The sequence below is a fragment of the Acinetobacter sp. 3657 genome, assembly GCF_031456775.1.
Classification (GTDB): domain Bacteria; phylum Pseudomonadota; class Gammaproteobacteria; order Pseudomonadales; family Moraxellaceae; genus Acinetobacter.
Genome location: NZ_JAVDVH010000004.1, coordinates 127531 through 140376 on the forward strand (window position 1 = coordinate 127531; position 12846 = coordinate 140376).

Annotated in this window: 13 protein-coding genes; 7 read left to right on the forward strand and 6 right to left on the reverse strand. The window is 39.7% G+C overall.

What is annotated here, in order from left to right; translation table 11 throughout:
* Positions 1–19 precede the first annotated feature (19 nt).
* The 7 genes from J2Y37_RS06460 (at position 20) to fdx (ending at position 5385) form a co-directional block, all read left to right on the forward strand.
* On the forward strand, positions 20–493 hold the full coding sequence (locus J2Y37_RS06460) for an Rrf2 family transcriptional regulator (RefSeq protein WP_004671589.1): 474 nt from the start codon (positions 20–22) through the stop codon (positions 491–493).
* Position 494: 1 nt separating this feature from the next.
* Positions 495–1712 carry an IscS subfamily cysteine desulfurase gene (locus tag J2Y37_RS06465; protein ID WP_004671590.1) on the forward strand — a complete coding sequence of 406 codons (1218 nt, stop codon included), beginning with the start codon at positions 495–497 and terminating at the stop codon, positions 1710–1712.
* Between the two features lie 79 nt (positions 1713–1791).
* A complete protein-coding gene (gene iscU, locus J2Y37_RS06470) occupies positions 1792–2178 on the forward strand; it encodes a Fe-S cluster assembly scaffold IscU (protein WP_004671591.1) in 387 nt (128 codons plus the stop codon).
* A gap of 29 nt (positions 2179–2207) precedes the next feature.
* A complete protein-coding gene (gene iscA, locus J2Y37_RS06475; protein ID WP_004671592.1) occupies positions 2208–2528 on the forward strand; it encodes an iron-sulfur cluster assembly protein IscA in 321 nt (106 codons plus the stop codon).
* Positions 2529–2612: 84 nt separating this feature from the next.
* Positions 2613–3131, forward strand: a complete 519-nt coding sequence (gene hscB / locus J2Y37_RS06480) for a Fe-S protein assembly co-chaperone HscB (RefSeq protein WP_004671593.1) — start codon at positions 2613–2615, stop codon at positions 3129–3131.
* A 38-nt stretch (positions 3132–3169) separates the two neighbouring features.
* Entirely contained in the window at positions 3170–5029 is a 1860-nt protein-coding gene (gene hscA, locus J2Y37_RS06485) for a Fe-S protein assembly chaperone HscA (RefSeq protein WP_349032274.1), read from the forward strand.
* Between the two features lie 17 nt (positions 5030–5046).
* Positions 5047–5385 carry an ISC system 2Fe-2S type ferredoxin gene (gene fdx / locus J2Y37_RS06490; protein WP_005197350.1) on the forward strand — a complete coding sequence of 113 codons (339 nt, stop codon included), beginning with the start codon at positions 5047–5049 and terminating at the stop codon, positions 5383–5385.
* Between the two features lie 97 nt (positions 5386–5482).
* Here the strand turns inward: fdx and J2Y37_RS06495 are convergent, their stop codons facing one another.
* The 6 genes from J2Y37_RS06495 to aceI all read right to left on the reverse strand — a co-directional run bounded on the left by J2Y37_RS06495 (position 5483) and on the right by aceI (position 12771).
* Positions 5483–6922, reverse strand: coding sequence for an adenylate/guanylate cyclase domain-containing protein (locus J2Y37_RS06495; protein WP_005197351.1), 1440 nt, complete (start codon positions 6920–6922; stop codon positions 5483–5485).
* Positions 6923–6972: 50 nt separating this feature from the next.
* Complete coding sequence (locus J2Y37_RS06500; protein ID WP_004671603.1) at positions 6973–7407, reverse strand: HIT domain-containing protein; 435 nt, start codon at positions 7405–7407, stop codon at positions 6973–6975.
* A 194-nt stretch (positions 7408–7601) separates the two neighbouring features.
* Positions 7602–11063: a transcription-repair coupling factor gene (gene mfd, locus J2Y37_RS06505; protein WP_349032275.1), complete on the reverse strand. Its 3462-nt coding sequence runs from the start codon at positions 11061–11063 to the stop codon at positions 7602–7604.
* A 137-nt stretch (positions 11064–11200) separates the two neighbouring features.
* Complete coding sequence (locus tag J2Y37_RS06510; protein WP_241322644.1) at positions 11201–11701, reverse strand: hypothetical protein; 501 nt, start codon at positions 11699–11701, stop codon at positions 11201–11203.
* A gap of 50 nt (positions 11702–11751) precedes the next feature.
* Complete coding sequence (locus J2Y37_RS06515) at positions 11752–12147, reverse strand: tautomerase family protein (RefSeq protein ID WP_241322643.1); 396 nt, start codon at positions 12145–12147, stop codon at positions 11752–11754.
* 192 nt (positions 12148–12339) lie between these two features.
* Positions 12340–12771 carry a chlorhexidine efflux PACE transporter AceI gene (gene aceI, locus J2Y37_RS06520; RefSeq protein WP_005196664.1) on the reverse strand — a complete coding sequence of 144 codons (432 nt, stop codon included), beginning with the start codon at positions 12769–12771 and terminating at the stop codon, positions 12340–12342.
* Between the last annotated feature and the right edge of the window lie 75 nt (positions 12772–12846).

Sequence of the window (12846 nt, forward strand, 5' to 3'; positions counted from 1 at the left end):
TAACCATGTGTATCGAATCATGCGCCTTACTACTCGCGGTCGTTACGCAGTGACTGCTCTACTTGATTTAGCTTTGCAGCCAACTGAACAAACGATCACGCTTGCTGAAATAGCAAATCGTCAATCCATCTCAGTCGCTTATCTAGAACAGTTATTCGCAAAACTCAAACGACACGGCTTAGTTTCAAGCGTTCGTGGTGCAAATGGTGGATATCACCTTGCCCGAAAAGCAAGTGAAATCACAGTACTAGCAATTATTGAAGCTGTAAATGAAACTGTCGATGCGACACGTTGCGACCATAAAGGTAACTGCCAAAATGGTGCAATGTGTTTAACGCATGACTTATGGCAAGAACTCTCCCACCATATTGCCGATTATCTTGCAAAAATCACTCTTGCCGATCTAATCGCTCGTGACAACGTGCAAACCGTTGCAGTCCGCCAAAATTCAGTAAGTTTAGATTCAGCCCTTCTATCGGTTACAGGTATTTGACATGAAACGTCCAATTTATCTTGATTACGCAGCAACCACTCCCGTACTTCCTGAAGTTGCGGAACGTATGATGGAATGCTTAACCTTCGAAGGGTCTTTCGGTAACCCTGCTTCACGTTCGCATGCCTATGGTTGGCAAGCTGAAGAAAAAGCTGAATATGCACGTGAGCAAGTTGCGAATCTAATCAAAGCAGATCCACGCGAAATCGTTTGGACTTCAGGTGCAACCGAGTCAGACAACTTGGCCCTAAAAGGGATTGCTCAATTTTACGGCTCAAGAGGCAAACACATCATCACAAGTAAAATCGAACACAAAGCAGTGTTAGATCCTTGTCGTGAACTTGAAGAGCAAGGTTTTGAAATCACCTATTTAGAACCAGAACCACGCACGGGTTTAATTACCCCTGAAATGGTTCAAGCTGCATTGCGCCCAGATACGATTCTTGTTTCATTAATGATGGTCAATAACGAAATTGGTACAGTAACGGACGTTGCTGCGATCGGTGAATTGACACGTGCCAACAAAACCTTTTTCCATGTTGATGCCGCTCAAGCAGCAGGTAAAGTTGAAATTGATCTTTCAACCATGAAAATCGATTTGATGAGTTTCTCAGCACACAAAATTTATGGTCCTAAAGGTATTGGCGCACTTTTCGTTCGCCGTAGTCCACGTGTTCGCCTTAAAGCACAAGTGCACGGTGGCGGTCATGAGCGTGGTATGCGTTCGGGCACTCTAGCGACACATCAAATCGTGGGTATGGGTGAAGCTTTTGAAATTGCAGGCAAAAACCTGCAAGCAGAACAAACGCGTATTCGTCAGCTACGTGACAAGTTATGGAATGGCTTACAAGACCTTGAACAAGTGTTTTTAAATGGCCACCAGACTCAAAGCGTTGCAAATTATTTAAATGTCAGCTTCAACTTTGTTGAAGGTGAATCCCTAATGATGGCACTAAAAGATGCAGCAGTTTCAAGTGGTTCTGCTTGTACCTCTGCAACACTAGAACCATCATACGTTTTACGTGCTTTAGGTTTATCTGATGAGTTAGCACACAGTTCTATCCGTTTTAGTTTTGGTAAGTACACAACTGAAGCAGATATCGACCACGTGTTAACAATTACCAAAGCTGCTGTTGAGAAATTGCGTGAACTTTCTCCGCTTTGGGATATGTATAAAGAAGGTATTGATCTTTCAACAGTTGAGTGGGCTGAACACTAATTCATTGAACTCTTCATTGAAAATAGCGTTTTAACCCTCATATTAATATTAGGCTGACCCCGAGGTTTGGAGAAGCGACATGGCTTATAGTGAAAAGGTAATTGATCATTACGAAAATCCTCGTAATGTTGGTGTTTTAGATAAAAATGCTGAAAATGTAGGTACAGGTATGGTTGGCGCACCAGCGTGCGGCGATGTCATGCGTCTACAAATTCAAGTCGATGACAATGGTGTTATTGAAGAAGCACGCTTTAAGACTTATGGCTGTGGTTCTGCAATTGCATCAAGCTCCCTTGTAACCGAATGGTTAAAAGGCAAGACGCTAGATCAAGCTCAAGCAATCAAAAATATTGATATTGCTACTGAGTTAGCACTTCCACCAGTAAAAGTACACTGTTCTGTATTGGCTGAAGATGCGATTAAAGCTGCGATTGAAGATTATCGCGGCAAAAAAGTTAAAGCTTAATTGATGACCGATCAAACATTGGAGTTTTCATGATCCATTTAACTGAAAATGCTGCAGCTCATATCAGCAATTACCTTCAAAATCGAGGTAAAGGTGAAGGCATTCGTGTTGGTGTGAAAACTTCAGGTTGTTCTGGCTTGGCTTATGTGCTCGAATTTGTTGATGACATAGACACACATGATCAAATTTTCGAACAATCTGGTGTTAAAGTTTTTGTCGACCCTAAAAGCTTAGTTTATCTCGATGGTCTAGAAATGGACTATGTGAAAAACGGCTTAAATGAAGGCTTTGAATTTAGCAACCCAAATCAAAAAGGTGAATGTGGCTGCGGTGAATCCTTTACTGTTTAATCCCACTCTCCTTTCTTTCTTCTCGTCAAAACAGTGTGTTCCGCACTGTTTTAACGTATTTAACAATAGCGGAATTCATCTCCCATGAATCATTTTGAGCTGTTCTTATTACCCGAAGCACTCGATATAGATTTAGCAGCTTTAAAAAAACAGTTTTTAAGTTTGCAACAGCAATATCATCCAGACAAGACCAGTGATAAAGATCAAGCTTTGATCAAGTCCAGTGACATCAATCAAGCGTATAAAGTGTTATCACATGTTGATAGCCGCGCTGCGTATTTGCTTGGCTTAAAAAAACAAGATCATCATCTTGATCAATCCATTAATGATTTTGAGTTCTTGCAATCTGCACTAGAAATGCGTGAGCAACTCGATGAAGCAACATCGACAGATCAACTCCACACCTTAAAAATAGATATTCAACAGTGGATTGATAGCTTAGTACGCGAGTTTAAAATCGATTACGCGGAAGAAGACTGGGCTGAGGCACGCGATACCGTACGTAAGCTACGTTTCTTCCAACGTGTTATGAATGATATTGATAAAGCTGAAGATCGCATGTTCGACGCAGAAGATAGCTTCGATTTAGACGATGATTTTTAGTCCGCTTTAACCGATTATTTTCAAGGGATAACTCACGCATGGCACTTTTGCAAATTGCTGAACCTGGTCAATCTACTGCCCCGCATCAACACCGTATTGCGATTGGCATTGACTTAGGGACAACCCACTCTTTAGTGGCGACAGTGCTATCGGGAAAACCGAAAGTTCTACAAGATGAAAAAAATAGAGTGTTATTACCCTCTATTGTTCATTATGCAAAGGATATAACAACGTTTGGTTATGAAGCCAAGCCATTTATGATGACCGATCCCAAAAACACTATCGTTTCAGTTAAACGATTTATGGGCCGTTCACAATCCGATATTAAATTCCAGCATCCCTACACACTTGTTGGTGCTGAAAATGAAATGCCAGCTTTTGAAACGCCGGCGGGTCGCAAAACTCCCGTTGAGATTTCTGCTGAGATTTTAAAAAATCTCAAAGAACGCGCAGAATCAAGCCTAAATAATCCAGTCAATGGTGCAGTCATTACTGTTCCTGCTTATTTCGATGAGGCACAACGTCAAGCAACACGTGATGCAGCTCAACTTGCTGGCTTAAATGTATTACGCTTGTTGAATGAGCCAACTGCTGCTGCGGTTGCTTACGGTCTTGACCAAGAAACCAATCTGAGTACAGATCGCAACTACGTCATTTATGATTTAGGCGGTGGTACATTTGACGTGTCTATTTTGCGTTTTTCGCAAGGCGTATTTGAAGTATTGGCAACTGGTGGACACACTGCACTTGGTGGTGATGATCTAGACCGTCTCATCGTGAAATGGGCCAAGAAACAGCTCAACATTGAGACGCTCAATGATGAAGAATATGCCGTTTTCATTGTTGCTGCTCGCCAAGCAAAAGAATATTTAACAGATCACGATTCTGCTGAATTAAAACTATTAGATGACCGCCTGACGCTAGACCGCACAACTTTTGAATCAATCATTCAAGTTGCACTCGATAAAACCATAAGCGTATGTAAGCGCGTTTTACGTGATGCAAAACTTAAATTAGACGATATTGAAAATGTAGTCTTAGTTGGTGGTTCAACACGCTCTTATGCTGTTAAAAAAGCAGTCGCTGAATTATTTGAACGTGAACCATTGTGTACGATAAATCCAGATGAAGTCGTTGCAATTGGTGCATCGATTACAGCCAACCAACTGATTGGAAATAGTCAGGACGGCTCGCTACTTCTCGATGTAACCCCACTTTCGCTGGGCTTAGAAACCATGGGTGGCTTAGTTGAACGCTTAATATCACGTAACACTGCGATTCCAGTGGCTCGCCGTCAAGAGTTCACGACCTATCAAGATGGTCAAACAGCAATGTTGATTCATGTGGTTCAAGGCGAGCGTGATTTGGTAGAACACTGTCGTTCATTAGGACGTTTTGTTTTACATGGCATTCCACCGATGACTGCTGGACAAGCTCGCATTGAGGTGACGTTCCAAGTCGATGCAGATGGACTTCTCACGGTATCCGCAAAAGAAACGACTTCTGGCGTTCAAGCTAAAATCGACATCAAACCATCTTATGGTTTGTCATCAACGGATACTGAACGCTTACTTATCGAAGGTTTCCAACATGCTGAGGAAGATAAACAACTTCGTCATTTGCAAGAAACCAAAGTTGAAGCACAGCGTGAGCTAGAAGCTTTAGAGCAGGCTTTAAAAGCAGATACGGATTTATTAACGCAGCAACAAGCGCGTGATCTAATCCTAGCAGCCGAAGCATTGAAAGTTCGCCTTGAAACCAATGAACTCGAAGCGATCGAAAATGCTGTTCAACAACTTAAAATTCATAGTGATGCATTCGCTGCACTTCGTATGAACCGACATATTGACCATGCCTTAAAGGGTACAAAACTTGAAGATTGGTCAAACTCAAACTAACGGTATAGGTGATCAATATGCCACGTATTAAAGTGCTCCCTCACGCTCAAATCTGCCCTGAAGGTGCTGAATTTGAAGTCGAACACAATGCCAATTTATGCAAGAGCTTACTCAAGCAAGGCATTAAAATTGAGCATGCTTGTGATATGTCAAGTGCTTGTACGACTTGCCACGTCGTTGTTCGTAAAGGTTTTGATAGCCTTGAAGAAATGGATGATGTAGAAGCCGATTTGCTCGATCGTGCATGGGGTCTTGAACCAGATTCACGTCTATCTTGCCAAGTAGTCATCGTTGATGAAGATTTAGAAATTGAGATTCCTAAATACACCATCAACCATGCTTCGGAAAATCATTAAGTTTATTGCTTAATGATTTAAAAAAATCCTCTTTTAATCAATTTAAAAGAGGATTTTTTTATTGTGTAATGAAAATTAAAATATGATCGTTCAGTGCTTATTGCTTAACTTCATCGTCTAGTGTGAGTTTCGGAACACCCTGCGCATTGGTAATTTTTTGATGCGTCTGAATGCGCTCAATCATGGTTTCTAAAATCTCAACCAACTCAGGATATTCATAGTTTTGGACTTCCTCTAGGTTCAAGACCAAATGGAAACCCTTATAATCATAATCAAACCATTTTTGTGTATCCGATTTTTTGCCTGTGAACTTTTCCATCACTTGCCAAGTTTTAACAGGTCCTTGAATCCCTTTTAAGTAGATCGGAACTTTAGGCACACACAGAAACTCACTTTTGATGAGTTGATGTGTGTCATCGGCAATGAGTATCTCGTCCACTTCTGCGGCAGATTGTAATCGTGATGCCAAATTCACATCGCGCCCGACGATGGTATACGCCATACGATGCGATGCACCATAATTACCTACGTGGCAATACCCTGTACTTATTCCCATACGGATATGCAGCGCTGGATAGCCCATTTTCTTCCACCGCTCACGCAACAGTTTCATTTGTTGACGCATCGCAATTGCCATTTCCACACAAGATTTTGCATCTTGTTCTGTACCTTGCGAGTTTGGATCACCAAAGAAAATGAGAATAGCATCTCCCATAAACTTATCGACAGTTGCTTCATATTGTTTTGCGATTTCAGTCATATGACTCAAATAGTCATTGAGTAAAAAAGCCAAATCATCTGGAATAAGCGTTTCTGATAGTTCGGTAAAACCTTGTATATCAGAGAAGAAAATGGTGAGTTTTTTACGCTTGTATTCAATTTTTGCTTCAGCTTCACCGCGCATAATCGACTGCCACAGTTGTAATGGCGCGTAGCGACTTAACTGATTTGCAAAAGCAATATAGCGCGTCATTTGATTATGATAATGCTGACGTTGCTGCCCTAAGACACTCAATCGACGATGCTGGTAATAATTTCCAATGACGATAAATACCATTAAACCCAGCAAACTCACCACGGTCAGTTCTGGATTGGTCGGCTCAAAATACTGTTCAGCACCAAATATAAAAAAGGTACTAAAATAAAATGTAATGACACCAATAAGCCCGATCAGACAAGCAATCGGTAAAGAAATTCTATTGTTCAATCCAACATATAATAAGGCAAAAATAATAACAAAGGTTGGAACTAAACTTAGATGAAGTGCAGCGAGAACGATGGAGACGATAATCGCCTCATTGGCGAAATACACATTTTTTTCAGTTTTTTTATCGTATTTATATTGCAGCCATTTTTCGAGTCGTGGACAAAATAAAAAATAAATCAATAATAAAGGGAGGATATAAAGTTGATAGTTAGCACTCGATGAGGTAAATGTATAAATTACCAAAATTAGTGACAGAATCGAATATCCCATCAAACGATGAAAGTAAGCGAACTGTCTAGGTTCTTTATCAATCAACCTGTCTAGCGACACTCTATCCTCCTTTCTTATTATAGAATACTATTTTTCTTCTATTTTTTAGATCAGTCCATGCGCCAATCGAATGGCATATCGCCTTGTCCACGTAGTGCAAGCATCAATGTTTGGCGCATATGCGCGAGCACATCATTGCTATAAGGGACTGCTGGATTTCCCCAAACTGGTTTAGGCCATGCAACATCGTTTTGATAACGTACAACATGATGAAAATGCAATTGAGGTACAACATTGCCTAACGCGGCAACATTCATTTTATCCGCACGGAATACACGCGAAAGTTGGCTAGATAACCAGCTTGATTCACGCAAAAACTGTTCCTGATCTGCTTGGCTGAGTTCATATAACTCTGTAATTCCTGGTACGCGTGGCACAAGAATTAACCAAGGAAATTGCATATCATTCATTAAACGACATGTTGAAAGCGGGAAATCGCCTACAAAAAATGTATCTTGAGCAAGTTGGGGATGCAAACTAAACATATCTTTATAAATGATGCAGAATAATGATGATCAATACTACCACATCAGTTCTGATGTGAATATTCTAAGTAGGCTATTTGATTACAAATAACAATGATTTTCCTCATTTATTGCATAAGGTTTTAATCCAAGAAATGTGCTTAGCCTACAAAAAAACAAACTTGATCAATTAACCAACAAATCATGATTTGATTCTAGCTATTCATTTCATTTAATAATTTATTCAATAAATCCATAATGAACTGAATACGCTTATCATATTCAGCAAGCTGCACCATAATTTTCAGTCGTTGACCACCTTCCATCCGATAATAAGTTGGATTTTTCTGCATTAGTTGAATAATGCTGACCGCTTGTACTGGGGTATCAGGTGAAAACTCAACATAGCCGCCATTGCTATTGATATCAACTTTAGTAATTCCAAGTTGTTCCGCGCTCAAACGGACTTGATGAACACTAAAGAGTTGTTTAACAGGTTGTGGTGGAATGCCAAAACGATCAATTAACTCCATGCGGATATTATCCAGCTTTTCCTGTGTATCCGTATTACTAATGCGTTTATAGAACAGTAAGCGTTGATGTACATCCCCTAAATAATCATCAGGAATCAGCGCTGGCATATGCAGATTAATCTCAGCCGTCAAGGACAACGGTGCATCAAAGTTTGGCGTTTTACCTTTCTGAATCGCTTTGGTCGCTTTTTCTAGCATTTCCATATACAAGCTATATCCAATGGCATGCATTGAACCGCTTTGCTGTTCACCGAGAAGTTCACCCGCGCCGCGGATTTCCAAATCCTCTGTCGCCAGCATAAAACCCGCACCCAAAGTTGAGGCGCGCTGAATCGCATCCAGACGTTTTTCTGCATCGCCTTTTAAGTGTTTCAACGAAGGCACAAGCAAATAAGCATATGCCTGATGATGCGAACGACCAACACGTCCTCTTAATTGGTGTAACTGCGCCAAACCTAACTTATCAGCACGCTCAATAATAATCGTATTGGCATTTGGAACATCGATCCCTGTTTCAATAATGGTCGAGCAAACCAGAACGTTATATTCTTTGTGATAAAACTGCTGCATCACTTGCTCAAGTTCACGCTCGCGCATCTGTCCATGTGCAACAGCGACTCGTGCTTCGGGTACTAAAGTACGTATGGTTTCTGCGGCTCGCTCAATACTTTCCACTTCATTGTGCAGAAGATAGACCTGACCACCACGTAACAACTCACGTAAAATTGCTTCTTTGATCGAGTCATCGGTATGTTCTTGTACAAAAGTTTTGACTGCTAGGCGACGTGCAGGAGGTGTGGCAATAATTGATAAATCACGCATACCAGAGAAAGCCATGTTGAGCGTACGTGGAATCGGCGTTGCCGTTAAGGTCAGCATATCAACATCGGCACGTAAAGCTTTGATTCGCTCTTTGTCTCGAACACCAAAACGGTGTTCTTCATCCACAATCATCAAACCTAGATTATTAAATTGGATATTTTCTTGTAGAATCTTATGTGTTCCCACCACGATATCGACTTTACCATCCGCCAAATCTTCGATGATTTTTAAGTGGGTTTTGTTACTGCCAAAACGAGATAAAACTTCAATTCTGACGGCGGTATCGGCAAAGCGATCCTTAAACGATTCAAAATGCTGTTGTGCCAATAAAGTCGTTGGTACAAGTACAGCAACTTGTTTGCCATTTTGAACAGCAACAAAGGCCGCTCGCATCGCGACTTCGGTTTTACCAAAACCAACATCACCACACACCAGCCGATCCATCGGTTTAGCCAGTTGCATATCATGCAATGTGGCATCAATGGCATTGGCTTGATCCAAGGTCTCTTCGTAGGCAAAACCACTGGAAAATTGCATATACGCCATTTGATCTAGCTCAAATGCAAAGCCCGGTTTAGCTTGACGACGAGCCTGAATATGTAACAACTCAGCAGCTACATCATGAATCTGCTCTAAAGCTTTGCGTTTTGCTTTGCTCCACGTATCTGTACCAATTTTATGTAAAGGTGCAAGATCTGGATCACCGCCGCTATAACGACTGATTAAATGTAAATTGGTGACGGGAACATAAATTTTTGCACTATCGGCATAATCAAGTTGTAAGAACTCATGATCCTGTCGATCAATTTCAAGTGTAATTAATCCTGCATAACGCCCCACACCATGATCAATATGTACAACAGGCGCGCCAATATTTAACTCAGTCAAACTACGAACTAAAAATTCTTCAGAAACTTCTTGTTGACGCTTACGGCGACGTTGTACGACACGGTGTTCGTATAACTGATTTTCTGAAATAACAGTAAGTTGATCCGTTAACAATAATCCACGATCCAAAGGTGCATTGGTAATCGCGACACGTAACTTTTCTTTTTGGAATTGAGCAAAACTGTCTACGGTCGTAATCTCACCCAAGGCAGAACGTAAGGCATCTTTTAAGGTTTCACGACGACCCGCACTTTCAGCCACCAATAAAATAGGATGATTACTTTGATCTACATAGCGTTTGACGGCTTCAAAGGGCTGCTCTTTTTTTGGTTCAACTGCAAGTTGAGTAGGTTGCTCAGCTGCTAAGTTGAGTACGCCAGCTTTGTTCTCAAAAGCAGCAGCAGACGCAATAATGCGTGGAAGTTGATTCAATGCCTGTAAAACATGGTTTGGCATCAAAAATAATTCTTCAGGTGGAAGAATCGGTTGATCAATATTGTGACGACGATCTTCGTAACGGCGTACGACTTCTTTCCAAAAGTTGATTAACTCATCTTTAATTTCATTATTTGTAATGACAATGCAATTCTTTGGTAAGTACGTCATTAACATACTTTGTGCTTCCATTGTCTTTTTATCAAAAAACAATGGCAGGTAGAACTCCAATCCTGGCGTTGCAATCCCCTCTAGTACATCTTGATAAATGGGATTTTTCTTCGGATTGGCCGTCGGAAAACTTTCCGCATAACGATCTCTAAAAGTAGAGCGCCCTTCTTTTAAAGGAAACTCTTTTGCAGGTAAAACTGTGAAGTTTTTTAAAGACTCTGTTGTTCTTTGGGTTTCAGGATCAAAGAATTTTAGGCTTTCAATTTCATCATCGAATAGATCTATTCGAATCGGTTGTTCTTGTCCAGACGCAAAAATATCAATGATGCTGCCTCGAACAGCAAACTCACCATGGTCATAGACAGTATCGACTAAACGATAACCCGCCTGTACCAGTTGCTTCTTTTGCACCTCTAAATCTAGTTTTTGTCCCACTTTTATATCAAAGTGTTCACCGACCACCCATGAATAAGGTGCGACACGTTGTGCTAAGGTACTGGCTGATACAAGTAAAATGCCTTTTTGTGGCATGTTGGATAAAATCGCCAATCGCTCTGAAACAATATCCTGATGCGGAGACAATCGGTCATAGGGTAAGATTTCCCAGTCTGGGAAAATGATTGGTTTTATGCCATAAAATTCGAGTTCACTTTCTAACTGTGCAAGATGCTGATTATTCCTCGTTACAATCACATATAGATTCGAACTTTGGATCGCGATTTCTTTAAATAATAGTGCTGCTGATGACCCAAGTAGTGAACCAATCCAGCGTTTTTCGCCAGCTTTGAGTTGTTGTAGATTTAATTGAGAAATTTCTTGCTGAAACATAGAGAAAATCGTGCAATTTATAATGACAAGTGGCTTATTTTAGCATGATGTTTTTTTAGCGTAAGTGAATTTTCGGACTTTCATTCACTAGATTTAAAATTACTTAGGCTATTTTAGATATAATATGCTTGAGTGCATTAAATAGTACGGGTGGACAACCAATCTTTAATGATATTAATTTGCTGGTCTACTGCCACTGAAAGATGAGGTGAATTATTAACATTCCAAGTTTCATCACACCAGTCACATGCATCATATAAACCACTTATCCATTCTGGGTAGTACACAACCCTTTCCTCAAGATTTCTTGAAGCACTCAAAAAACTTGTTTCTATCTTGCTAAAAATTTGACACAACCTAAGAGGCTGTATAAGACCAATTTTATAGTGATATAAAACATCTAAAAAATACCGAGCAGTCAAAATTTCGGCTTCAAATGAATTAACTGAAAAATTAGGATCACCCTTCTGTATCAATTGAAGCAATATAGCCTCATGATCAATTGCGCCATCAAGAAGTTCAAAAAAATCTACATCGAAAATTTCATTATTTTCTATATATTTATTAATTTTTTTTAAGTTCACTCCTTTAGAATATTCGTCGTAATAGATTTCAATAAAAAGCTCTTTCAATTTCATGGAACTGTCTCTTTATCAGATATTCTAATGAATGTTAAGCCATCTTAATTTTATACATCAACATTGAAACCTAGATCGACATCACAAGCAGCCTGACCGCCACGAATTCCAAAATTATCTGCTGGAATTTCTCGAAGTATTATCATGATATGATCTTTGGGCACACCAAATGGCTCTAGATTATTGACAATCGTTTTATAAAGTAAACGTTTGGTTTCTAGAGAACGACCTACAAAACAATCAATAGTAATAAGTGTGAAAAATTCTGGTTTTTCCCTTTCAGGCGGACACTGAAAACGATGTGCATCATGCACGACTAAACGTAAATTTCGATCATTTGGCATAATTTTAAATGCTTCTCTTAAAGCAGAATGTACTGCCTCCATGATCCCAAGCTCGACTTCTATGGAATATTTCTGTCTAACTTCAATCACCACACTTGGCATTTTTTATTCTCCTGAAGATCTTTCACTAATAAATAATTTATATTTCCACTGTACTGATAAAAAATTACTGAATTTGATTAACTATATAATTCCAAAGCTATCAAATTTTAATTGAATCACAACAATTTTTTTATTTTTTAACAATAAAAAAGCACGCTCTAAAATATCTAGAGAATGCTTTTTTATCAATCATTATTGCGCGGCTAACTTCGCATTTGGGAAGAAACGCCCCTCTACTGAGTCATAACACCACTGGAAGATAAAAGTATAAACCAAGATACACATGGTCAAACCAAAATCTAAGATTAATGCATCAATGAAGCTCATATGCATCATATAGGCAATAATTGGAATTGTTGCGAGCATCAAACCGCCCTCAAAGCCAATCGCATGTAAAATACGGACTGGAATCGTTCTTTCCCACTGATATTTATATTCAACCTTTTCAAAATAATGGTTAAAAACCATATTCCAAAATACGGAAATCACAGCCATGATCGTACCTAAAACACCCGTAACTTCTAACGGCATGCTAAAAATAAAACTTAACGCAATTGCGATGATGACCAATAAAATCACTTCATAGACAATCGCATGAATGAGTCTTCTTTTGGAAATCAACATTTTTAAAACACTCTATTGTTTGGATACGGCTCATTTTATTTTTATAATGTTGATCAATCCAATCAGATTCTTTCA

What these genes read in the sequence shown, in the direction of transcription:
- J2Y37_RS06460 (WP_004671589.1), top strand. Translation starts at nt 20, where the DNA reads ATGCGCCTTACTACTCGCGGTCGTTACGCAGTGACTGCTCTACTTGAT.
- J2Y37_RS06465 (WP_004671590.1), top strand. Translation starts at nt 495, where the DNA reads ATGAAACGTCCAATTTATCTTGATTACGCAGCAACCACTCCCGTACTT.
- iscU (WP_004671591.1), top strand. Translation starts at nt 1,792, where the DNA reads ATGGCTTATAGTGAAAAGGTAATTGATCATTACGAAAATCCTCGTAAT.
- iscA (WP_004671592.1), top strand. Translation starts at nt 2,208, where the DNA reads ATGATCCATTTAACTGAAAATGCTGCAGCTCATATCAGCAATTACCTT.
- hscB (WP_004671593.1), top strand. Translation starts at nt 2,613, where the DNA reads ATGAATCATTTTGAGCTGTTCTTATTACCCGAAGCACTCGATATAGAT.
- hscA (WP_349032274.1), top strand. Translation starts at nt 3,170, where the DNA reads ATGGCACTTTTGCAAATTGCTGAACCTGGTCAATCTACTGCCCCGCAT.
- fdx (WP_005197350.1), top strand. Translation starts at nt 5,047, where the DNA reads ATGCCACGTATTAAAGTGCTCCCTCACGCTCAAATCTGCCCTGAAGGT.
- J2Y37_RS06500 (WP_004671603.1), bottom strand. Translation starts at nt 7,407, where the DNA reads ATGTTTAGTTTGCATCCCCAACTTGCTCAAGATACATTTTTTGTAGGC.
- mfd (WP_349032275.1), bottom strand. Translation starts at nt 11,063, where the DNA reads ATGTTTCAGCAAGAAATTTCTCAATTAAATCTACAACAACTCAAAGCT.
- J2Y37_RS06510 (WP_241322644.1), bottom strand. Translation starts at nt 11,701, where the DNA reads ATGAAATTGAAAGAGCTTTTTATTGAAATCTATTACGACGAATATTCT.
- J2Y37_RS06515 (WP_241322643.1), bottom strand. Translation starts at nt 12,147, where the DNA reads ATGCCAAGTGTGGTGATTGAAGTTAGACAGAAATATTCCATAGAAGTC.
- aceI (WP_005196664.1), bottom strand. Translation starts at nt 12,771, where the DNA reads ATGTTGATTTCCAAAAGAAGACTCATTCATGCGATTGTCTATGAAGTG.